Annotated in this window: 24 protein-coding genes; all 24 read right to left on the bottom strand. The window is 23.9% G+C overall.

The features are described from left to right. Positions 1-94: 94 nt before the first annotated feature. A complete protein-coding gene (gene ftsH / locus AYC60_RS01045; RefSeq protein WP_067320207.1) occupies positions 95-2,149 on the bottom strand; it encodes an ATP-dependent zinc metalloprotease FtsH in 2,055 nt (684 codons plus the stop codon). After that, complete coding sequence (gene tilS, locus AYC60_RS01040) at positions 2,139-3,332, bottom strand: tRNA lysidine(34) synthetase TilS (RefSeq protein ID WP_067320204.1); 1,194 nt, start codon at positions 3,330-3,332, stop codon at positions 2,139-2,141. The genes ftsH and tilS overlap by 11 nt, the downstream gene beginning before the upstream one ends. Before the next feature lies 1 nt (position 3,333). Then, positions 3,334-4,479, bottom strand: coding sequence for a SpoIID/LytB domain-containing protein (locus AYC60_RS01035; RefSeq protein WP_067320201.1), 1,146 nt, complete (start codon positions 4,477-4,479; stop codon positions 3,334-3,336). Continuing rightward, positions 4,476-5,408, bottom strand: coding sequence for an endolytic transglycosylase MltG (gene mltG, locus AYC60_RS01030; RefSeq protein ID WP_067320198.1), 933 nt, complete (start codon positions 5,406-5,408; stop codon positions 4,476-4,478). Before mltG ends, AYC60_RS01035 begins: the two co-directional genes overlap by 4 nt. Before the next feature lie 18 nt (positions 5,409-5,426). Continuing rightward, positions 5,427-6,530: a sporulation integral membrane protein YtvI gene (gene ytvI, locus AYC60_RS01025; RefSeq protein ID WP_067320196.1), complete on the bottom strand. Its 1,104-nt coding sequence runs from the start codon at positions 6,528-6,530 to the stop codon at positions 5,427-5,429. Positions 6,531-6,639: 109 nt separating this feature from the next. Further along, positions 6,640-7,470, bottom strand: coding sequence for an alpha/beta hydrolase family protein (locus tag AYC60_RS01020; RefSeq protein ID WP_067320194.1), 831 nt, complete (start codon positions 7,468-7,470; stop codon positions 6,640-6,642). Between the two features lie 47 nt (positions 7,471-7,517). Continuing rightward, complete coding sequence (locus AYC60_RS01015) at positions 7,518-8,312, bottom strand: MetQ/NlpA family ABC transporter substrate-binding protein (protein ID WP_067320192.1); 795 nt, start codon at positions 8,310-8,312, stop codon at positions 7,518-7,520. After that, a complete protein-coding gene (locus AYC60_RS01010; RefSeq protein ID WP_067320190.1) occupies positions 8,313-8,957 on the bottom strand; it encodes a methionine ABC transporter permease in 645 nt (214 codons plus the stop codon). Further along, positions 8,957-9,934 (bottom strand): methionine ABC transporter ATP-binding protein, encoded by a 978-nt coding sequence (locus AYC60_RS01005; protein WP_067320187.1) that lies wholly within the window; start codon positions 9,932-9,934, stop codon positions 8,957-8,959. The genes AYC60_RS01010 and AYC60_RS01005 overlap by 1 nt, the downstream gene beginning before the upstream one ends. Before the next feature lie 225 nt (positions 9,935-10,159). After that, positions 10,160-10,777: a hypothetical protein gene (locus AYC60_RS01000; protein WP_067320184.1), complete on the bottom strand. Its 618-nt coding sequence runs from the start codon at positions 10,775-10,777 to the stop codon at positions 10,160-10,162. Positions 10,778-10,830: 53 nt separating this feature from the next. Next, the gene (secA, locus tag AYC60_RS00995; RefSeq protein ID WP_067320181.1) at positions 10,831-13,431 is read right to left on the bottom strand and encodes a preprotein translocase subunit SecA; all 2,601 of its coding nucleotides are present in this window, start codon (positions 13,429-13,431) and stop codon (positions 10,831-10,833) included. Positions 13,432-13,473: 42 nt separating this feature from the next. Continuing rightward, positions 13,474-13,767 (bottom strand): hypothetical protein, encoded by a 294-nt coding sequence (locus AYC60_RS00990; RefSeq protein ID WP_067320179.1) that lies wholly within the window; start codon positions 13,765-13,767, stop codon positions 13,474-13,476. A gap of 1 nt (position 13,768) precedes the next feature. Continuing rightward, complete coding sequence (locus tag AYC60_RS00985; protein ID WP_067320177.1) at positions 13,769-14,518, bottom strand: polyphenol oxidase family protein; 750 nt, start codon at positions 14,516-14,518, stop codon at positions 13,769-13,771. Next, positions 14,518-15,366, bottom strand: coding sequence for a polyprenyl synthetase family protein (locus tag AYC60_RS00980; RefSeq protein ID WP_067320174.1), 849 nt, complete (start codon positions 15,364-15,366; stop codon positions 14,518-14,520). Before AYC60_RS00980 ends, AYC60_RS00985 begins: the two co-directional genes overlap by 1 nt. A 3-nt stretch (positions 15,367-15,369) precedes the next feature. Then, on the bottom strand, positions 15,370-15,567 hold the full coding sequence (xseB, locus tag AYC60_RS00975; protein WP_067320171.1) for an exodeoxyribonuclease VII small subunit: 198 nt from the start codon (positions 15,565-15,567) through the stop codon (positions 15,370-15,372). An 8-nt stretch (positions 15,568-15,575) separates the two neighbouring features. After that, a complete protein-coding gene (gene rsmD / locus AYC60_RS00970; RefSeq protein WP_067320169.1) occupies positions 15,576-16,127 on the bottom strand; it encodes a 16S rRNA (guanine(966)-N(2))-methyltransferase RsmD in 552 nt (183 codons plus the stop codon). Next, positions 16,124-17,152 (bottom strand): tRNA preQ1(34) S-adenosylmethionine ribosyltransferase-isomerase QueA, encoded by a 1,029-nt coding sequence (gene queA, locus AYC60_RS00965; protein WP_067320167.1) that lies wholly within the window; start codon positions 17,150-17,152, stop codon positions 16,124-16,126. Before queA ends, rsmD begins: the two co-directional genes overlap by 4 nt. A 2-nt stretch (positions 17,153-17,154) precedes the next feature. Further along, positions 17,155-18,231: a peptide chain release factor N(5)-glutamine methyltransferase gene (gene prmC, locus AYC60_RS00960; RefSeq protein WP_067320165.1), complete on the bottom strand. Its 1,077-nt coding sequence runs from the start codon at positions 18,229-18,231 to the stop codon at positions 17,155-17,157. A gap of 1 nt (position 18,232) precedes the next feature. After that, a complete protein-coding gene (gene prfA, locus AYC60_RS00955) occupies positions 18,233-19,309 on the bottom strand; it encodes a peptide chain release factor 1 (protein WP_067320162.1) in 1,077 nt (358 codons plus the stop codon). 146 nt (positions 19,310-19,455) lie between these two features. Continuing rightward, entirely contained in the window at positions 19,456-20,022 is a 567-nt protein-coding gene (locus AYC60_RS00950) for a septal ring lytic transglycosylase RlpA family protein (protein WP_067320159.1), read from the bottom strand. 51 nt (positions 20,023-20,073) lie between these two features. After that, entirely contained in the window at positions 20,074-22,128 is a 2,055-nt protein-coding gene (locus AYC60_RS00945; RefSeq protein ID WP_067320156.1) for a transcriptional regulator, read from the bottom strand. Then, the gene (locus AYC60_RS00940) at positions 22,115-22,789 is read right to left on the bottom strand and encodes a protein kinase domain-containing protein (RefSeq protein WP_067320154.1); all 675 of its coding nucleotides are present in this window, start codon (positions 22,787-22,789) and stop codon (positions 22,115-22,117) included. The genes AYC60_RS00945 and AYC60_RS00940 overlap by 14 nt, the downstream gene beginning before the upstream one ends. After that, a complete protein-coding gene (locus AYC60_RS00935; RefSeq protein WP_067320151.1) occupies positions 22,780-24,546 on the bottom strand; it encodes a ligand-binding sensor domain-containing protein in 1,767 nt (588 codons plus the stop codon). Before AYC60_RS00935 ends, AYC60_RS00940 begins: the two co-directional genes overlap by 10 nt. After that, positions 24,546-25,055, bottom strand: coding sequence for an FHA domain-containing protein (locus AYC60_RS00930; protein ID WP_067320149.1), 510 nt, complete (start codon positions 25,053-25,055; stop codon positions 24,546-24,548). Before AYC60_RS00930 ends, AYC60_RS00935 begins: the two co-directional genes overlap by 1 nt. Between the last annotated feature and the right edge of the window lie 3 nt (positions 25,056-25,058).

The raw sequence follows: 25,058 nt of genomic DNA, 5'->3' as shown, positions 1-25,058 counted from the left end.
TTTAATTGTAATTATGTCATTACATGTAATTTCGTATTAATACACTCTATTCTACAAAATTTTTTGGATTTTGTCAAGGTGTTATATCATATATTTAATAATATTTTTCTAAATCTTCATCATTTAAGTTTAATACTTCGTCTACAGATAAACCAGATACTATAGCTCTTATTTCAGAACCAGTTACTGTTTCTTTTTCTTTAAGTAGTTTAGCTATATTTTCTAATTTATCTTTATTATCTCTTAAAAGATTTAAAGTTTCAGAATATTTTTCCTTAAGTAATTTTCTTACTTCTAAATCAATTTCTCTGGCTGTTTCATTACTCATATCTGATGAAAGCATAAATCCATTATCAGAATGCTCATAATTAATAGGTCCTAATTCACTCATACCTACACTACTAATCAATAGTTTAGCAAGTTCTGTAGCCCTTTTAATATCAGAATATGCTCCAGTTGCAATATCATCCATCATCAATTCTTCTGCGGCTCTTCCAGCAAATAATACCTTAATTTCTGCTAAAATTTGTTCTCTTGTTTTACCTAAAGTTTCTTCTGGTAAAGGCATCATATATCCACCTGCATCACCACGAGGTATTATAGTAACTTTATGAACCTTACTTGCAAAAGGAATTAATGAAGCAACAAGAGCATGTCCACCTTCATGATATGCTAACATTTCCTTATCTCTCTTAGAAATAATTTTACTTTTTTGTCCAAGACCCATACCTACTTTATCCACTGCTTCATCTAAATCTTCCATTGTAATAACTTCATTATTTTTTCTAGCAGCTAATATAGCAGCTTCATTTAATAGATTTTCTAAATCAGCTCCTACAAATCCTGGTGTAATTTTTGCAATATCTTCTAATTTTACATCATTTGATAACTTTTTATTTCTACTATGAACTTTTAATATTTCTATTCTACCTTTAACATCAGGTCTTGAAACTTCAATTCTTCTATCAAATCTACCACCTCTTAATAAAGCCGGATCTAATACATCAGCTCTATTAGTTGCAGCCATAACTATAATTCTTTGATCAGTTTCAAATCCATCCATTTCAACTAACAATTGGTTAAGTGTTTGTTCTCTTTCTTCATTACCTCCACCACCATTTTTATTCTGTCCTCTCTTACGTCCAACAGCATCTATTTCGTCTATAAATATTATAGCAGGAGATTCTTTCTTAGCATCTTTAAATAATTCTCTAACACGAGATGCACCTACCCCCACATAAAGTTCTATAAATTCAGAACCTGAGATAGGGAAAAATGCTGCTTCTGATTCACCTGCAACAGCTTTTGCAAGTAAAGTTTTACCAGTACCTGGCTCACCTAAAAGTAAAACGCCTTTAGGAACTCTTGCTCCTGCTTTTTCAAATCTTGAAGGATTTTTAAGAAATTCAACTATTTCTCTTAACTCTTCTTTTTCTTCTGTTAAACCAGCAACATCTGAAAATTTAACATTAGGTCTTTCACTTAATTTACCTTTACCTTTACCTATATTAAATGGATTACCCATTCCACCTCCGGAACCACCCATCATCCTTTTATTAATAAAATACATTAAAAATAAAAGCATAAGTATAGGGGCAAAACTAAACAATGCACGAGTTAAAACTGTTGAAATAGGAGTCCCTAAAACTATAACATTTACATTTTTATCTCTAACTACATCCATTAAATTAGTATCTTGTCCTAATCTATTAGTTAATTTATTTGTTTCAAAAACTTCAACTTTTCCTGCAACTTTTTTTATACCAGTTAAAGTTTCATCTCCTTCTCTAATTTCAGTAATTTCACCTTGTTTAACTTTATTTACAAATTGAGTATAACTAACTTCACGTTTTTCTTCAAAAAGAGTAGCTTTATTCCCATATAAGTAATAAAGTAATGAAATCATGACCAATATTATAAAGAAAAATATTGATGGCTTAATTCTAAAAACTACATTATTATTTTTATTTTTTAAACTATCTATTCTTCTTTTTATTTCTTCTGCATTTTCATCATCAGAAATATATACCTTCTTTTTGGGTTTTTTAGGAATTTCTTCCTTTTTATCTTTCTCTTTTTCTTGATGTTCTTCTTGATTTTGATTTTCATCATCAATTAGTTCATCATCTTTAATATTTTTATCTTCCATCATTTCTCCTAATATATAAATAATATTTATTTATAGAACTTTTATTTTTAACTTTAAATAAATCACCTACCATAACTATTTCATCATTATAACTTATTATAGGCATTCTATCTCTTTCAAGTTTATCAATTTTATTATCTATAAATAATTTTTTCAATTTTTTATTACCTATTCTATCTCCATCATTTCTAGTTCTAATATCAAAAATAGAATCTTCATTAAAAGTATCTAAACTAAGTATATTATACATTTTATTTGATATTTTTTCAAGTCTAACACCACTTGTATACCCTATAACATATCCATTATAAATTACTTCATTATCAATGGTTAAAGTATCATTAATACATTTATCATCTAATTCATTTTTGGTAATAATTTTATTTACATCATACGATTTATACCAATAATATCCATTACCTAAATTTATTATTTTACTTTCTTCTTTATTTAATATTTTATATATTTGTTCTATTTTATTACTATTCAATTCAATATCAAATTCTTTTAATTTATTAATAATATAGTTATAATTTTCATCATAATTATTAGTTATATTTTTATATAATTTAGTAATATTATCAATTGATTTATTATTAATTTCATTTAGTATTGGAAAAACTAAATTTCTAATTTTATTTCTACTGTAATCATTTTCTAAATTTGTACTATCTACAATATAATCATTAAATACTTGTTTTAAAATATCTGATTTTTTAATATATAATATAGGCCTAATAATATTATCTCTTTTAACACTAATTCCTTTTAAACCATCTAGTCCACAACCCCTGATTATATTAAAAATAATAGTTTCAGCATTATCACTTTTATTGTGTCCTGTAGCTATTTTATCATAACCTATTTCTATCATTAAATCATTTAAAACTTTATATCTATATTCCCTTGCTTTTTCCTCAGAAAATCTTTCTAAATGTATATCAAGTATTTTATATCCTAAATTATATTTATCAGCAATATTTTTAACAAGAGTAATATCTTTATATACATCATCTCTAAAATTATGATTTACATAACCTAAAAATATTTCAAGATTATATTCATTTTTTATTTCAAGTAATCTTTCTAATAAATAAACTGAATCAGGACCTCCAGAAAATGCAATTAGTATTTTATCATTTTTTTCTATTAAATTATGTTCTGTAATAAAATTTCTGAACATTTTATTCACCTTTCTTTAAAACACTTACATCCTTATAGAAATATTTTATAATATCAATATAGTTCATATTATGATCTATGGCCATAGTCTTAGAACTCCATTGTGAAAAACCAACACCATGTCCATATCCCGAACCAACAACTTTCATACCTTCATCATTTAAATTTATAGTAAAAGATGTTGATTTAATTTTTGATAAAGAGAACATTTTTCTAAAACTATTGCCAGTAAAAATATATTCTTTAGTATGATCTTCGTTGTATAATATTAAACTTGTTACTCTTTTACTTTCAGAATATTTAATATCAAAATCTATAGGTATAAATCCAATTTTCTCATTCAATGTATTTTTATCAATGTTAAATTCCCATGTTAGTACTGAAGAATGTACACCTTTAGAAAAATTATCTTCTACAGCTTGTAAATACGGAACATCATTCCCCCATACTTCTTTACCACTAGCTGTATAACCACCACTATATGAATGAAATACTGCATCTATAATATTATTGTTATATACAATTACTTCACCTTTAGTTTCATTAATTGCTCTTTTTACATTATCTACACTATTATTAGGTATTCCTTGATAAACTTGAGATATAGTTCCATCATATAGATCAAAATCTTTTTTATTTCTCAAAATATTTCTATATGCATAACTTCTTGCAATTACAGTTTGTGCTTTTAATGCTTCCAAAGGAAATGATGCAGGCATTTCAAAAGGGATTACTCCTAATAAATATTTCTCCATATTTAATTTATTTATTAATATCAATTTAGAATCAAGTGCTTTTATTTCAATATCTCCATAAAAATAATATTTCCCGATTTTAATAATACTATTTTCATTAGTAATATATATTTTGTCAAAACTTTCTCCATCTATATATATAGTATTATCAACAGCTTCAACTTTAATATATAAATTATTTGGAGTTACTCCATTAATAAGCATGTTTTGATCTAAAATAATATCCAATTTATTTTTCTCCAAATTACTTAGTCTAACTCTAACATCATCTCTTAAAACTTTATTCTGATTATTGTATATTACTTGCTTTTCAATGTTTTTATTAGCTCTATTTTCAATATTAGTACATGAAAATAGTAGACTTAAAACACAAATATATTTCAAATATTTCATTTTATTGATCTTCTCTTTCTTAAATGTTCTTCATGTGTTTCTGAATAGTAAGTTTTACCACCATCCATAAAGAAAAATAAATACTTATCTTCTTCAGCATTTATAGTTTCTACAATAGTTTCTTTAGAAGGGCTACAGATAGGGGTTGGAGGTAAACCTTTATGTTTATATGTATTATATAAAGATTCACTTTCCATTAATTCTTTTTTATAAGCCATTCTACCTAATTCATATTTTAAAGTTGCATCAGATTGTAACAACATATTTATTCTTAGTCTTTTTTTAAATACTCCTGCTACCTTTGATTTGTGCTCTAATTCTCCTGTTTCAAACTCTACTATAGATGCCAATTTAATATCATCATAAAATTTCTTTTTATCATTATAATTTTCAGGTGGAAATTGTTTTGAAAATTCTCCAAGAATTATTTCAGCAATTTTTTTAGCTTCAGTCCCTCTAGGTATTAAATATGTTTCAGGGTATAAATATCCATCAAAGTTATCTTTTTCATGATAAAAAGGAAAATCTATAGAATTAAGTGCCTCTAACATTTCTTCTTCAATTGCCAACCCTAAACTTTCTATTCTTTTTAATAATTTTTTTTGTGTAAACCCTTCTGGTATTGTTAAAGTAATGTTATCTATATATGGTTCTTGTAATCCCTTTAATAATTGTATTTTAGATATTTTTCCTATATTAAATTTATACATACCTTCTTTAATATTTGCAAGTTTTGGATTAATTTTCAAAAATATTTTATCAACTATACCATATTTAAAATTAAATTTACTATATATTTTTTTTATTGTGTCTCCTTTTTCAACATATACAATTTCCTGATTAATATTTTTTTTACTAATAGACATATCCATATATGAATATGATAAAGGTAATAAAGCAATTAACAAGATTATTAATTTTCTTTTCATTTTTCTCCTTTAATTTTTTTATTCTACAAATTCTCCAGCTAATATTTTAAAGAAGCCTTTATTGATTTCTTCTTTAAATAAAATAGTCATTATTGTCAATAATATAGGACCAAATAAAAATCCTACAACACCAAATATCTTAAATCCAACAAATAATGAAAGTAATGATAAAAGTGGATTAACACTTAAATTTTTACTTAAAATACGAGGTTCTAAAGTCATACGTGTAACTGTAATGTATACATAAAGAATTAAAATTGATAGACCTAAAATATATTTACCTGTTGAGAAACAATAAATAGTCCAAGGTATTAAAATACCTCCAGCTCCTAATATTGGTAAAGCATCAAATAAAGCAATGGCAATAGAAACAATAAATACATAATTAATAGGACTTACAAAAATGTTTATTATACTTAGACCTATTACCAATTCTATAAAACATAATGAAATCAATATTAATTGAGCCTTCAAATATTTAAATGCAACATCTACAACATCAACTCTAATTTGTTTGAACTTTTCTATCCAACTTTTAGGAAATTGTTTTTCAAAAAAATTATTAACCATTTCTAAATCAGCAGCCATTAAGAATGTCGCACTAATAGTGATTACAACATATACAAATATTACAGGCAATTTCAATGTAACAGATAGTAAGTAATTGGCAATAATGAATCCTAAATTAGTTATTTTCCCTATTAAAGTTCCTAATAGATTTTTTATAGAAGTAATTGCAACTGGCGGCAATACTTTTTCAAAAATATTAAATTTCTCTGTTAAGTGTGCTGTGATATCTTTAAAAGTATCTACATTTTTAATTAACCAATTAGAAAAATTATATATTTCGTTATATGATCTAATAATTAGCAATACTAATATTATTGGTATTATTAAGTAAAATAACAATATTACTATAGCATTTGCAATTTTAACATTAAAATTTAATTTATTAACAAGATAATGCACAGGCTTTCTAGTAACTGTAACAACAATTAGTGAAATTACAAAAGGAAATAAATACATTGAAACTTTAAAAGAAATTAAAGCTATCAGAAGTACTGTTATCATATAAATTAAAGGTAAAAACCTTTTTAAACTAAATTCATTTTTATTATCCATATTTTCTCTCTTTCTACTTCTATTTATATATATTAATTATACTAAACAAAAAAGACTAAGTCAATTTAAATTGCCTTAGTCTAAACATATTTAATGCTATAAATAAATACTATTTAAGTGTTTCTATGAACCAATTGGTTGTTTTTTGAATTAATATATCTATTTTTGACTTTATAGGATCAAAAGTATAAAAAATATGATCTGCATTTTCTATTTTCTCAACACGTGATAATGTATTTTTAGATGTTTTTACAATAAAGTCTGCATCACTAGGATTTACAACATCATCATCTAAGCCCGATACTGCATAAATTGGCGCTTTTATCTCTTTTATTTCTGAAACTATATCTAGATTTTTAACTTCACTATACCATTGATGTGAAAATTTAAGTGGACTTCTCCATGAAAATTCATTAATAAAATATCCATTTTCTTTAGATTCTTCATATTCTTTAATTCTATTTTCATTAAACATATTAAGAGCACCCGCCCAAGTAGAAATTGAATTTATATTTTGGTCATCTCCACTTAATAGAGCTATAGTTCCACCTTGTGACCAACCTAATAACCCTAATTTACCTGTAGTTAATTTTTTAGAAAATTCTATAACTTTTTTTACATCACTTGTAGCTGAAGTAAGTGTATAGTGTAAATAATTTACTTTCGAATCTCCTGTACCATTAAAATCAAATCTTATACTAGATATATTATTTTTAGCTAATGAATCTGCCATTTTAATATAGGTACCATTTACTTCATCTTTATTAGATGCTGTTCCATGTATCATTATTACTAAGGGTGAATTTTTAGAATCAGTATTATATGTATATATTGCAGGTATAGTATAGTACCCATTTTTTATTTCAATTTTATCGCTTTTAATTTCAGCAAAAGTTATTGCTGAAATAATTAACGTGAATAATAAAATAATTCTTTTCATTACTTTTCCTCCTTTTAAAAAAAACTGCATCATTTGATGCAGTCTAATTAGAATCCAACTTCTACTTCTCCATTATATTTTTCAGCTATAAATTGTTTAACTTTATCGCTTTGTAATACTTTAACTAATTTTTGTACTCTTTCATCATTTTCGTTACCTTTTAATACAGTTATTATATTTACATATGGAGAGTCTTTTCCTTCAACTATTACTGCTTTTTCTTTTGTAACACCAGCTGCTAATGCATTATTAGTATTAATAACTGCTAAAGCAACTTCTGATAATCTTGGAGCTATTTGCTCAGAATTTAAACTTGTAATTACTAAGTTTTTAGAATTTTCAACTATATCAGATACATCAGCATCTAATTTATCTCTACTTGATAATTTAATTAATCCTACCTCATCTAATAATAATAAAGCTCTCCCTCTATTTGTAGGATCATTAGGTATTAATACTCCTGAACCATCTTGTATTTCGTTTATATCTTTAATAGATTCTGAATATGCTTTTAATGGCTCTAAATGTATTCCACCAGCACTTACCATTTCTATGTTATTTTCTTTACCAAATGATTCCATATATGGTACATGTTGGAAATAGTTAGCATCTATACTTCCATCTTTTAATGAGATATTTGGTTGAACATAGTCATTAAATACAACTATTTCTAAATCTATCCCTTCATCTTTTAAATCTTCTTTTACAAATTCCACGATTTCTTGATGTGGAATAGGAGAAACTCCTAATACTAATTTTTGTGTTTCTGCATCAGTACTTTTACCTCCAGTACATGAAATTGCAACAAATGTTAAAAATAAAAATAATAATTTTTTAAACATCTACCTACCTCTTTTCTTTTCAATAAATTTTACTATTTTTGTTCCAATAAATTGTATTATTTGAACAATAATTATCAATATAAATGTTGATAAATACATTAACTTATAATTACCTCTTTGGAATCCTTCTATAACAGCTAGGTTCCCTAACCCTCCTCCACCAATAATTCCTGCAATAGCTGAAAAACCAACTAAAGATATTAGTGTAAGTGTAAGACCATTAATAATAGAAGGTATTGATTCAGGTATTAATACCTTAAATACAATATCTTTATTAGTTGCTCCCATTGAAATAGCAGCTTCTATTAAACCATAACTTACTTCATTTAATGAATTTTCTATTATTCTTGCTACAAATGGAGCAGTACCAATAGAAAGTGGAATAATAAAAGCAGTAGTTCCATATGATTTTCCAACAATAAATCTAGATAATGGTATTAATAAAACTATAAGTATTACAAAAGGTATTGATCTTGTAATATTAACAATAAATAAATCAAGAATTTTATTTAATGTTTTATTTTCAGATATAGAACCTTCTTTTGTTATAGAAAGTAATATACCTAATGGTAAACCAATGATACTTGCTATAATTATAGAAATAAATATCATATATAGTGTTTCTAATATTGCTTTAATTATCATTATTTAACCACCTCAACTTTAATACCTTCTTTTTCTAACCATGAAATTACTTCTTCAATATTATCTGTTTCAATTCCAACATTTAAGTGTCCTACTTTTACTCCACTTGCTAAAGTATCTATAGATCCACCAAAAATATTAATATCTATATTAAATTCTCTTGTTAATTCAGAAACATATGGTTTATCAGCTTGGTCACCATCAAAAAATAAATTTAAAGTATTTGCTTTACCAGTTTGAACTTCAATTTTTAAATCACTAATTAATTCTTTAGAAAATTTAGTTTTAGGATTTAAGAATAAATCCTTTACAGTTGAAACTTCAATAACTTCTCCATCCTTCATTACTGCAACTCTATCACAAATTTTCTTAATTACTTCCATTTGGTGTGTAATTAAAATTATTGTAATACCCAACTTAACATTTATATCTTTTAATAATTCTAATATAGAATTTGAAGTAATGGGATCTAAACTAGAAGTTGACTCATCTGAAAGTAAAATCTCAGGGTCTGTAGAAAGTGCTCTTGCAATTGCAACTCTTTGTTTTTGACCTCCACTTAAATTATTAACATATTCATTTTTAAATTTATCAAGACCAACTAAAGATAAAAGTTGATTTACTTTTTCATTTATTTCACTTTTTGATACTTTAGAAATTTCTAAAGGTAAAGATACATTTTCAAAAACCGTTCTTGAAGATAATAAATTAAAGCTTTGAAAAATCATTGATGTTTTCTTTCTATATTCTCTAGTTTCCTTATCATTTAATAGAAAAATATCCTTATCTTCATGTTTAATTGTACCAGTTGTTGGTTTATCTAATTTATTAATCATTCTTATTAAAGTAGACTTTCCAGCACCTGATAAACCTATAATACCAAATATTTCACCTTTTGATATTTCTAAATTTACAGAATTTACTGCAATTTTTTCATCAAATTTTTTGGTCAATTTTTCTATACTTAAGTATGGCATATTTCCTCCTTAAAATAAAAAGCCAGGCTTTAGTGCCTGACTTATGTAGTTACATTAGAGGCACAAACACAAATTGCTTGTACCCAAAGATACAAGCTTTTAATACATGTGCATCATCTTTTTTTTTAATATAACTACAATATTTATCATTTTTTTCCTCCAAAAATATTTATTAAGTTATAATAACATAATTTAAGATAAATTACAAGTAATTTTTACATTTTTCTAATTATTTGTAACTATTCTTATGATATTATTTTTATCAATAACTTCAAAATAATATTTTATTTTTGTAGTAGCACTTTCATCATTTTCAACATTTTCAAGTTCAACATTAATGGCAAAAATTTTATCAGACATTACATAAGAAATATACTCATTTTTTTCATTTATCGTTATATCGTTATTAATTATTATCTTCATTCTTAATTCTTCTTCTACTTTAGATGAATTTAATGGACAACCTTTTTCACATATTAAGTGATTTTGTAAATTTGATAATACATCAGAATGTATAATAATATTTTTATAATCAAACATGTTTTCTTTATTTAATTCATTTGTTGCCTTTGTAATTTCTAATCTAGATAATGTATCTACATTATACGTCATGTTTTTATTTTCATTATCAAAGCTTTTTTTAATTTTTATAAACTGTAAATTATAAAAATATTTTTTCATTTCAAATTTTATTTTTGCTAATTTCTTTAATTTTAAAGATTTGTCTTCAAATATTGTATTAAATATTTTTTCATTATTTAAAATCAATTCTTCGTTTTTTATATATAGATTATCATAAAGTACTTCAAATATATCCTCTATTTTTACTATTTTATTTAACATAATTCACATCCTTAAGTAAAAAGAGAATTTATAAAAAATTCTCTTTTTAATTTTTATTCATTTTCTTCCATTCTTTCTCTTCTACTTACAAATTCAGTTTCTTCATCAACTGTCTCAATAACTTCTTCATTTACAGTAGTTAATTCTTCAGGAACATTTAATTTTAATTTCATTAAGAAAGATGTAGTTTCTCTGTTTATTCCATCTATCATATCATTATAAACATCTGTACTTGCAATTTTATATTCATTTACTGGATTTTTTTGCCCATATGATTGTAAATTTATACCTTCTCTTAATTCAGTTAAATCTTTAAGATTTTGTCTCCATTTTTGATCTAGAACTTCAAGCATAATATATCTTTCAATTTTAGAAAATTGTTCTTCTCCTATTTCTAAAACTTTATCATCATATTTTTCTTTAACACTGTTGTATAAGATATCATAAATTTCTTCAATTTTATTAGCACTTTTTACTGATTCTGGTAATTCTACACCATAAATTTCATAAATTTTAGAACTTAAATTTTCAAAATCCCATTCATTTTTATTTGGAGATAAAGTTTCGTTTACAGTTGAAACTACAGTATTATCTATCATATCATATATTAACTCTCTTAATTCCTCATTGTATAAAACTTGGTCTCTTTGTTTATATATAACTTCTCTTTGTTTATTATTTACATCATCATATTCTATTAAACTTTTTCTTATAGAGAAGTTTCTACTTTCTATTCTCTTTTGTGCATTTTCAACAGCTTTAGATATTCTCTTATGTCTAATGTCTTCTTCTTCAGGTATATTTAAAGCCTTCATCATTGATTTTAATCTATCTCCACCAAATAATCTCATAAGATCATCTTCTAATGAAAGATAAAATTCTGATACTCCTGGATCTCCTTGACGACCAGCTCTTCCTCTTAACTGATTATCAATTCTACGGCTTTCATGTCTTTCAGTACCTAAGATAAATAATCCTCCAGCTTCAAGAACTTTCTTTTTATTTTCTAAACATTCTTTTTCATATGTTTTGAATGCTTCATAATATTCTGGTGTACCACGTTCAGCAACTTTAACAGCTAATGAATCTGGATCTCCTCCTAATTTAATATCTGTTCCACGTCCTGCCATATTAGTAGCTATCGTAACTGTTTTATATCTTCCAGCTTGTGCAACAATATCCGCTTCTCTTTCATGATATTTAGCATTTAAAACTTCATGAGGTATTCTAGCTTTAGTTAAATAAGAAGATAATAATTCAGAATGTTCTATTGATGCAGTACCAACAAGAACTGGTTGACCTTTTTCAAATAATTCAATAATTTTATTAACTATTGCTCTATATTTAGCTCTAGTAGTTTGATATATAACATCTGGTAAATCTTTTCTTTGTACAGGTCTATTTGTAGGTACTACTACTACACCTAATTTATAAATTTGTTTAAATTCTTCTTCTTCTGTTTTTGCTGTACCAGTCATCCCTGATAATTTTTCATACATTCTAAAGTAATTTTGTAATGTTATAGTTGCAAGAGTTTGATTTTCACCAGCAACTTTTAAATGTTCTTTAGCTTCTATAGCTTGATGTAATCCATCAGAATATCTTCTTCCATCCATTAATCTTCCTGTAAATTCATCAACTATAATTACTTCATCTTTTTCATTTATAATATAATCTCTATCTTTCTTGAATAACTCTTTAGCTTTTAAAGCCTGTGATAAATAATGTGTTAATTCAACGTATTGAGGTGAATAAAGATTATCTATTTTTAGTATTTTTTCAACATTTTTTATACCTTTATCAGTAATTGTAACTGTTTTAGCTTTTTCATCTACTTCATAATCTTCCCAATTTTCATCAGGTATTACAGTATTCTTTTTATCTTTAATTTCTTCAGTTTTAAAACTTCTTTTTAATTGTAAAACAACATTTGCAAATACATCATATAAATGTGTAGTTTCTTCTGCAGGACCTGAAATAATTAAAGGTGTTCTTGCTTCATCTATTAAAATTGAATCTATTTCATCAACTATAGCATAATTATGTTCTCTTTGAACTTTTTCACTAGGATCATGTACCATGTTATCTCTTAAATAATCAAATCCAAACTCATTATTAGTACCATATGTAATATCACAGTTATATTGAGCTCTTCTTGTTTCATTATCTAAATTTGCAATTATAACACCTGATGTAAGACCTAAAAAGTCATATATGTGTGCCATAGTGTCTCTATCCCTTTTTGCAAGATAATCATTAACTGTAACAACGTGAACTCCTTTTCCTGTAAGTGCATTCAAATAAATTGCAAGAGTTGACATCAGTGTTTTACCTTCTCCAGTTTTCATTTCTGCTATTCTACCACTATGTATTATCATAGAACCTATTAATTGAACATCATATACTCTCATTCCTGTTAACCTTTTTGCTGTTTCCCTAACTACTGCAAAAGCTTCGACCAATAGGTCATCTAATGTTTCTCCGTTTGCTAATCTGTCTTTAAATTCTTGAGTTTTTGCACTCAATTGTTCATTAGTTAGTGCCTCCATAGATGGCTCTAATGCATTTATTTTCTCTACTTGTTTTCTCATTTTTTTGATAACTTTTTCGTCTGAAGTTCCAAAAATTTTATTAATTAAATCTACTATTTTCATATTCTCTCCTTATTTTTTTTATTTACTTAAATAAGAAAAATTTTATTCTAGATATTTCAAATTATTCCTTCCATTTAACTTATCAAAAGTAAAAATTAATTTACAAAAAAATAATTTGATTTCTTGTCTTCTCTCTTTTTTAAAATAAAGAAAAAACTTATTTTTATTATTTTCTATATTTACATCTTCATTTTTTTCTTTTTCTATTTTTATGACGCTTGTAATTATTTTATTAAATTGAAATGAATTGCTAGTATTATTAACTATTTTATTATTCATCATAATTAATAAAAATGAAAGCATAAAAATAGAAACTAATTTATTTCTTTGTTGCATTTTACTCCTTCATTGATATTATAGCAGCAGATCTACCAACATTTTCTTTGTCTAAACGATGTGAAAATGTATTTGCTTTTTTAACACCTCTATTATCTACAATAATATTTGTTTTTAAAATACCATAATCTAATGCTAATAACTCGTTTAAATATGTATTATTAAAATATATCTTTCCATTATTTTTTTCAAAACATTTTTCATAATATTTTGGGAATAATTTTTGAAAATTTTCATAGAATTCCAATCCAACTTCATAATCTTGAGCATCTATACCTATTCCCAAGCCTATTAATAAATTTTCTTTTTTAGAAGAAAATTTATTTATCATTTCATCTATAAGCTTATATATTATTAATTTTGTTGTCCCTACCCAACCAGAATGAGCAGATCCAAAAGCACCATTTTCTTTATCTAAAATGAAAATAGGTAAACAATCCGCATAAAAAGTAAAAATTGCAACATCTTTTCTCTTAGTAACAAATCCATCAACATTATCAATATTAACAAATTTAGATATATCATCATTTTGATCAATATATATAATATTGTTTGTATGTTTTTGCATAGCAAATACTATTTTTTTATTTTCTAAACCCAATTCTAATAAACTATTTTCTCTATTTATTTTAGAATTTTCGTTAGAAATATAGTCTGCCATATTACCTAAACTTTTTTTCGTAAATGCAGCTACACAATTAAATTGTAAGAACTCATCAATTATATATAGATTTTTCTCTTCTCTAAACATTAATACTCCCTATATAATAAATAGTCTGCAAAATCAATAAGCATTTGATTACCAGCAACTATTTCTTTAGCAATACTTGTAAATTTTTCTAAATATTTTTTTGATTCTTCTAACCCAAGAATTTTTGGAAAAGTTGATTTATCATTATTTAAATCAGTATTCTTCTTACCAATTTTTTCAAAATCTGATTCATATTCTAAAATATCATCTTGTATTTGATATGCTATACCTAAATAAAGAATAAATTTACGTAGAGCATTCCTTACTTCATTGTTTAATGACAAACTAATAGAAGCAATCTCAACTGTTGCCATAAGTAGCATAGCTGTTTTATTTAAATGAATTTCAAATAATTCTCTCAAACTAATATCATCATTTTCTACATTTAATATATCCAAATATTGACCTAATATCATACCTTTATGTCCAGAATAGTACGAAAGTGCAATAATACTATTTTTATTTGAATATTCAGATTCAGCCAATACTGAAAAAGCAAGAGTAAGAAGTGCATCACCAATTAATACTGCATTAGCTTCTCCAAATTTTTTATGAACTGTTAAGCTCCCTCTTCTATATTCATCATTATCCATACACGGTAAATCATCATGAACTAAAGAATATGCATGTATTAATTCAATTGCTACAGCTTCATTTTCAATCATTTTATAATCTTTTTTATATATTTCAGCTAAAATATACATGATAGATGGTCTTATTCTTTTTCCACCCAATAAAACTGAATACTCTAACATCTCATCTATTTCTTTGATTGACTTATGTTTTTTTAATATTTTTCTTATACTTTTATCAACTTTTTTTCTTATTTTTAATAAATATTTTTCCATATTTTATTCTTTCTCAACATTTATTTTTATAACTTCTAATTTACCCTCTACTTCTCTTAATTTTTTTTCAGCTTCTTTGATTAATTTTACAGCATTTTCATATTCTGATATTGACTCTTCTAATGTAATATCAAAACTTTCTAATTTTGAAATACTATCTTTAATTTCATCTAAAATCTGTTCAAAATTCTTCTTAGCCATAAACACTCCTATTTCTTTTTATAAAAAGTTACAATTTTTTTATTATATTCTCTTTCATCAAATTTGATGAAATTTCCTATTTCGTTATTTAATTTTTCATATCTACCATGCTCACAAATTATTATTCCATCATTTGAAAGTATATCATGTTGTGATAATTTAATTAATGTTTTTTCAGTTAAATTTTCTTTATATGGAGGGTCCATAAATATTATATCAAAAGTTTCATTCTTATTTTCTAATATTTCTATAGCTCTAAGAACATCATTTTTATATGCTCTACAACTATTTTCAAGATTAAGATTATTAACATTTTCTATAATAACTCTCAATGCTTCTTTATCAGCCTCTATCATAACTGCTCTTTTAGCACCTCTACTCATTGCCTCAAATGACATATTTCCTGTACCTGAAAAAAGGTCTAAAAATATTGCATCTTCAACTTTATCAGATATAATGCTGTATATTGCTTCTTTAACTCTTTCTAATGTAGGTCTTGTTTCTTTACCTACTCTACTTAAAATAACTCTATTTTTTAAATATCCAGATGTAATTCTCATAATTCTCCTTGTATAAACATTGAATCACCAAAACTAAAAAATCTATAATTATTTTCAATTGCATGTCTATATGCATTCATAACGTAATCTTTGCCCGCAAAAGATGATACTAACATAATTAGTGTTGATTTAGGTAAGTGAAAATTTGTAATTAATGCATCAACCATTTTAAACTTATATTCACCATATATAAATATACTTGTTTCTGATTTTTGTGGAATTAAATTACCACTTTCATCAATGGATGATTCTAAAGTTCTAACTGAAGTTGTACCTACAGCAACTATTCTTTTCCCATTTTTTTTACCTTCATTTATGATTTTGGCTGTTTCTTGAGGTATTTCAAATTCTTCACTATGCATAATATGATCTTTAACATCATCTACTTGAACAGGTCTAAAAGTACCTAATCCTACAGTTAGAAATACCTCAGCTATAGTAACACCTTTTTTTTGAATTTTTTCCAATAATTCATTAGTAAAATGTAACCCTGCTGTAGGTGCTGCTACAGATTCTCCAGATTTAGCATATACTGTTTGATATCTATTTTTATCTTCTAACTTTTCTGTAATATATGGAGGAAGTGGCATTTCAGCAAGTTCATCTAAAATTTCTTCAAATACTCCATCAAACTCAAATTCAACTATTCTATTTCCATCATCTTTAATTTTTAATAATTTTGCAGATAATTTATCAGAAAATATCAATTTATCATTAATTTTTAATTTTTTAGCAGGTCTTAATAATACTTCCCATTTTTTTAAATCTATTCTTTTAAGTAAAAAGCATTCCATTACTACTCCATTTATTTTTTTACCAAATAATCTTGCAGGAATAACTTTAGTTCTATTAATTACAAGAATATCATTAGGAGTTAGATAATCAATAATATTATAAAACATTTTATCTTCAATTCTACCATTATTTTTATTTAATACCAATAATTTTGAATGATCTCTTGGATCTACTGCATGTTGTGCAATTGATTCTAAAGGTAAATCAAAATCAAAATCTTCAACTCTCATTATTATCCTTTCTTTTTACCATAAACAAATCTATCATTTCCAGTTAAGTCTTTCCCTATACAAACATCTTGATAATTAAAGCTTTCTAAAATTTCTTTTACCTTTTTACCTTGCATATATCCAATTTCAAAAAGTAAATATCCTCCATCTTTTAAATAGTTAAGAGCATTTTTAGAAATTTCATAATAGAAATATAATCCACCTAAATCTGCAAATAAAGCATTCTCAGGTTCATGTAATAAAACGTCTTCTCCCATTACACCTACTTCATCTTTTGAAATGTAAGGTGGATTTGAAACTATTAAATCAAAATCTCTATATGTTACATTTAAAAATAAATCTGAGTGTAGGAATTTAACATTTGATACTTTTAATATTTCTGAATTTTTTTTTGCAACTTTTAAAGCATTTTCAGAAATGTCCACAGCTAATATTTTTGAACTTGGATTTTCAAGACCTATAGTTAATGCAATTGCTCCACTACCAGTACCCATATCCAAAACTTTTGGATTATTTATTTTATCAATTAATTCTAAAGATTTTTCAACAACTACTTCAGTATCAATTCTAGGTATTAAAACATTTTTATCAACATAAAAAGAATAACCATAAAATACTTGTTCATTAAAAATATACTGTATAGGTATTTTTTTATCTACAAATTTCTTTAATATTTCTCTTAATTTAGATTTTTTTTCTTCATCTAAAATAGTACTATACTTTGTAAAAAGTAAGCTTAAATCAGTATTTAATAAATTAGAAAAAATAATATTTGTAATAATATTACTTTCAGATATTCCTTTTTTATCAAGATATAACTTTGTTTTTTCATAATAATCTCTTACTGTATCTAATACTATTTCTTCTTTTTTATTTTCATTATAACTCAATAACTTCTGTTTTAATAATTCTTTTTCTTCATTACTAACTATTCTTTCAAAATTTGAGTATAAAGAAATTCTATCAAGCACTAAAATTTCTGACATTATTTTTTCAACTACAAATCTTGCTTTTGGGAAACCTTTATTTTCTAAATACTTAACTGATTTATTTAGTAAAGTTAATAAAGTGTCATCCATACTAATTTTCACCTGAATTTTTTAATAATTCAGCTTGATTAAATGCTATTAAAGCATCAATAATTTCATCTAAAGCTCCATCTAATATTGCATCTAATCTATGTAAAGTTAACTTAATTCTATGATCAGTTACTCTTCCTTGAGGATAATTATATGTTCTTATTTTTTCAGATCTATCTCCTGTACCTACTTGGCTTCTTCTTTCAGCTTCAACAGAACTTCTTTGTTTTTCAACTTCTATTTCATATAACTTAGAGGCCAATACTTTCATTGCAGCTTCTTTATTTTTTATTTGTGATCTACCATCTTGAGATGTAACAACTATACCTGTAGGTTTATGTGTAATTCTTACAGCAGAATCCGTAGTATTTACATGCTGTCCTCCAGCTCCACTTGATCTATAAGTATCAATTTGTAAATCCGATGGATTTATTTCAACTTGTTCAACATCATCAATTTCTGGTAATACAGCAACAGTTATAGTTGATGTATGTATTCTTCCTGATGCCTCAGTGTCAGGAACTCTTTGTACCCTATGTACTCCACTTTCAAATTTTAATCTTGAATATGCACCTTTACCACTAATTAAGAAAGTTATTTCTTTTAGCCCACCTACTCCTATCTCATTTTTATCTATAATTTCAGTTTTCCATCTATTTCTTTCAGCATATCTTGTAAACATACGGAATATATCAGAAACAAATAATGCAGCTTCGTCTCCTCCAGCACCAGCTCTTAATTCAACAATAACATTCTTTTCATCATTTGGATCTTTAGGTAATAATAATATTTTTAATTCTTCTTCTAATTGTGGAATTGATTCTTCTATAGAATCTATTTCCATATTTAACATTTCTATCATTTCTTCATCTTTTTCAGTTTTTAAATCTGATTTATATTGATCCAACGCCTCTTTTTTTGATTTATATGCTAGATATTTTTCAACTATTTCAGACATTTGACTTAAACTTTTATTATATTCCATTAATTTTTTAGGATCTGATAAGACTTCCGGTGTCATCAGCAATCTATTAATTTCATCATATTTTTCAACTACTTCATCTAATTTTTGAAACATTTTTTCCCCTTTCGATTTTTTTATATTTTTACTATTCATTATATCATAAAAGTTATATTTTATCAAATAATAGAAAAAGTTCAGAATAATCTGAACTTATATTTTTAATTAAATTTATAGTCATTTTAAACAAAGTCAACAAAACATTATTTAACAATTTCCAATTTAACTTTGGTAATACCTTTATTTAAATCTTCAATTTGTTTAAAAGCAGCTTTACTTAAATCTATAACTCTACCTTTAACAAAAGGTCCTCTATCATTTATTCTAACAATTACAGATTTCCCATTTTTTATGTTTGTTACTTTTACTTTTGTACCAAAAGGTAATTTTTTATGTGCTGCAGAAATTTTCCAAGTATCAAATATTTCTCCACTGGCAGTTTTTCTACCGTTCCATCTTTCACCATAATATGAAGCAATACCTGTTTCATATACTTTAGTTTCTACAACCTCTTGTGTTTCATTTTCTTCTTTATTTTCTTTCTTTTTATCTGTTTCTTCTTCTACTGGACTTTGTTCTTTAATTTCAATGTTTAGGTCATAAGCTTTATCTTTATTTTCTTCTTGCTCTCCTTTTAATTCTGATATTAATTCTTTAATGTCAGAGTTATTGACTTCAACATTTTCGATATGACTACTATTAATATTTTCATTAGCATTAACTGATGAAAAAGTTAAACCTAATAAAAGTATAACTAGTAATTTTCTCATTCTACCTCCGTTTCTGAATCAATATAGTATATCATAATTTATTTATATTTGTCAATTTTCACATAATTTTAATTCATCAAAACTACAATATAGCTGATCTTCATTACGTTTTACATAGCATAATCTAATAATATTTTTTTTACTAAATGAAAAAAATATTCTAACTATATCATTTATTACCTCATCTAACTCAATATCTTTAATACCTAACTCATCTGTGCGTAGTAATTCATTTTCATCAAGTTCTATATATTTTTCAGGTAAATATATTTTCACATTATTATATACATTTTCTTTGAATTGGTATATTTTTTCAACATTAAGTTCAACAAAAATTGTATTTTTATCTTTATCTATAAAATTTGTAATATTTTCATAAAAAGAAATTATTTTTATTTTTTCACTTAAATAATTATTATAGGATAGTATTATATCATATTTTAAAGGAATGTATTTATATTCTAAACTAATATTCCCCTTACTTTTTTTCTTCTCAAAATCATCTATAATTTCAAAAATTTCTGATTCATTTACCTCTTTTTTATAATCTATTATTTTTCCAGGTATAAATTCTTTTAAAACCTCAATAAATGAACTTGTATGAACTAGCTTACCAGCTAATTTAATATTAGAAAATTTCTTTAATATATCTATTATTTTAAAATTATCAAAAAAACTATATATAGATTTAAAAGAAAGATAGACTATTATATCATCCAAATCACGACTTTCCTTCATTTCTATATTTTTAAAATAATTTTTTACCAGTAATTTTGCTTCTTCTCTAATCTTTATGTCATATTCTTTTGAAACACTAATTTCTATATCTTTATTTTCTTTCAAATACTTAAACATATTTATACTATTTTCAAAAATTGATTCTTTGTTATTTTTTAAATACTCAATTACAAGATTTAAAAAATTAAATTCTGTCAAAAAATTATTTTCATGAATTACTTGAGCTGTTATATTTAATTTATATGTAACTTTATTATTTTTTACATTGTGTTTAACATAAATTATCTTAAAATATTCAAGGTCCGATAATATATATGTGTACTCTCTATCTTTACCATTAAAATATTTCAAATTATTAATACATTCTAAACTATAATAATTATTTGTACTATCTTCTTCATTTTTAAGTATAATCACATTTTCTATTTTTTGTTTTATTTTATATTCAATTTTATTTACATAATATTTAATAAATTTTATGTATAAATCATAAAATTTAACTATTCTACTATTTAGATTTTCATCTTTAATTACTATTTCTTCATCATACATATTTAATACATATTCTATTTTTGTAAAAAAACTTCTATTTACCTTATAATTATTTTCAACTAAAATGTTTTTTACTATAGATCCAAAATTAAGCGATATATTATTTTCTAAATTAGAAATTTCAAAGAAAAAATTCTCTTTTAAAAATTTTGATTCTATATAGTCTATACCTAATTTAACATATAGATTAGGTATTTTAATTATATTACTCATTATTTTATATCTAATAATTGGTACTATATATGTATATAGGCTATCATTTAAAACATCTTTTTTATATTTGTCATAATATATATCATATAAATCTTTTGAGTCTTGAATAAAAGCATAAAATATTTTTTCATTATTAAAATTCGAAGTAATTCTATTTAATTCAGGTATTAATGTTAATTCACATTTATAGTACTCATCGTAAATTTCTATTATATTAACTGTAAATATACCATAAATATATCTATACTCATTTACAAGTAGCACTATATTCTTATCAACTATTTTACTTTTTTTTATTTTTACAAAAGTTTTAGTTACTATTTCCTTATATATTATCAATTCTTCTAAATAAAAATCATATTTTTCGTATTCTATCAATCTTAAATTATTTTCAAAATAATTTTGTAAATAGCTATATCCCTCTTCTGAATATTCATCTATATAAATATTATTTATATACTCATTGTTTTTTAATATATTCATAATAAGTTTATCTCTCTTTATCTCGAAATCATACTTTGAAATAATATTTTCTTTTTTTGCTATTTCATATAGTTCATAATTATTTTTTAATAGCAAATCATTTTTATTATAATTCTTCAATTATATCACCTATCAAATTTATCATTTGTGAGATATTAGAAAATCTATTTTCTTTATTAAAAGATAATCCTTTTTTAAGAAATTTTTCAATTTTTTTATTATCATGATTTATTTCTAGATATTTTATTTCACTAATATCTGGAAATATCTTATTAAATAGGAAAAAATATAGTATAGAAGTTAAAGAATATGTATCATTTTCTTTAAAATTTTTTTCTATTAATGAATATTTTTCTATAGATGAAAATCCTTTAGTATACGATATATACTTTTTTTCATAATATGTATCTATAAACCTTGATTCTGTAAAGTCTATAATATATACTTTATCTTCATTCAAAATAATATTTCCAAGATTAATGTCATTATGTACTATACCTAAATCGTGTATATCTTTTACTGAAACTAAAATTTTAATAAATAAAATAAGTTTTGATTTTATATTATATTCTTCAAAATCTATTTCATTTAAAGTTTTACCATGTAATTTTTCAAAAAATATTTCCTTGTATTCTCTTTTAAAATTAACCTTTAATATTTTAGGTATACAGGAAATTTTATTTTTTAGCATAAAAATCATTATATTTAACTCTTGTATGAACATATATTTATTTTCAGGAAAATCAAGATCAAATATTTTTTTATAATAATTTATTTCCATAATTCCCACCATTTTTTATCCTTTTTTTTGTTTATGTACTGTAATTTTTTTTCTACTTCCTTTCTAATATTCTTAGAATAATTTACTTTACCCATTAATTCTAATGCTCTTTTGTATTCAATAAAAGCTTTTTCATATTCATCATTTTTTAGGTAATCATCACCCTTTTCTATAGATAGTTTTATACTTTTTTTTATTTCAAATTCTAATTTTTCTTTATCTAAAGTTTTTTCATTTTTCTTTATATTCTCATTCTCGATATTTTTCTTTTTTTTGTATATAAGTCTAATTTTTCCTTCGATTTCTTTTTTCTTTTCTTCGTTATTTAATAGATTTGCAAAATACAATGATTTTTCTAAATATGAAATTGCAGTAGTATATTCTTTATTATTATAATAACTATTGTGCTGTGAAAAATTATTTTTCATTTTTTCTTCTAAAATGTTTATTTTTTCATCAACTTCTTTTTCAAACCTATTTAAATATTCAACTTCGTTTTTTAAACCTAATTTTAAATATTCATCCCTTAAAAATTTTATTTCTTCTAAAGATTTAATAATATCATCATTTATCAATTTTTCTATATTTACATATCTATTATCTAGTTTAAGTTTGATTTCATCTATATTTTTTTTATACCTTTCTTTATATATTTCTAAATCTTTAATATTAATATTAAAAAATGATTTTTCATATTCTTTTAGTATATTTTCTAAAATATCATTACTCTTTATTACGTCATCATTATTTAAAAATAATTCATTATTTTGTATTATTAATAATCTGTTCAATTCATCTATTTCTTTATTAATTAGATTTTCCCAATCATTGGATAAAAAATTTATATTATTTTGAATATTTGAATAAATTTCTTTTGATTTAATAAATTCTCTATCATAGATATGTTTTTTAGCATCATTTCTTTTATTAAAAAGTTCTTTTAATAATTCATTTTTATTTTTAAATTCAATTATTTCATTAATTATTTTCTCTCTTTTTTTTATTTTATTTGTTGTATAATATAGAAACTTATTTTCTATTTTCTTTATTTTTATACTTGCATTTTCAATCTTAATAGAATTATTTTTATAATCAAAATCAGTATTAAAATTAATACTTTTTACAATATACTCTAATTCTTCAATTTTCTTATTTAAATATATATTACAAAAAATAAAATAAGATATTAATAATAGTAATAAACTAATAAAAAAATAAAATTTTATGCTACTATTCACTGTAAATTTTGTTAATTGATTTACTTTATTTACCTTTATTGATAAAATATTTTCATCATATAGAAATATATTAATAATATCGTTATCTTTTAAGGGAAATATTTCTGTTATACCAACAAAATCATCTCTATCTATAATTTCATTTTTGTAATATACTTCTTCTAATCTTATGATATTAAAGATATAATTTTTCATATATACATAAACCACATTAGAGTAATCTGTTAATATACATGACAAAAATATTTTACTATTCTCTATATCATTTTCAACTTTTCTATCTTCATATTCATCAAGCATTTTTAAAAGTATTTTTTTTAAATATTCTCCAGTAAATTTTTCATTTTCACTGAATCTATATATATACTCTTCTATTATATTATCTAAAATATCATCATTTCTTTCCCCTTCAATAAAAACAGATACCCATATTGTATATTCATCATTTTCATAGAATACAAAATGGGTATCTTTATTATTAATATCACAGGGTAAAATCTCAATTTTTTTATTTTCCATCAATAATTCCAGTCAAAATTCATACCACATAATTCTATGAATATAAACTTGTTTTCCCCCATCTCTATAATGTCCATATTAAATATTTGTTTACTATCATATAAAGCTTTACCTTGTAAGTATACCAGACCACTACTTTCACCTGGGGAAATTACAAAGTTACGTTGTTTAGGATTATATGTTATAGAACAATGATTTTTTCTTGCTATAGTATGATCATTTTCAATACAAACATGCATCTCTGACGATCTACCAATAAAATTTCTCTCATTTATTAGTCTAAAATCTTTACCTTTTTCAGCACCAGAAATACAGACCAACCATCCAACTACTGGAGAAATATTAGTTTCTTTTATCCAGTAAACAGATGTTTTTACTTCACCTTCTAATATAATAGGTTTTTTATCATTTTCTTCTAAAATATTAATTTTATTTCCATCGCAATATGGACAATTAGAATATTTAGCTGAATTAAACATATGTCCATTACTACATTTCAATAACTTCATTAA

Origin of the sequence: Streptobacillus felis (genome assembly GCF_001559775.1) — a bacterium.
GTDB lineage: Bacteria > Fusobacteriota > Fusobacteriia > Fusobacteriales > Leptotrichiaceae > Streptobacillus > Streptobacillus felis.
Note: the sequence above shows the minus strand (reverse complement) of the source record. Positions and strands in the feature narration are given on the sequence as shown.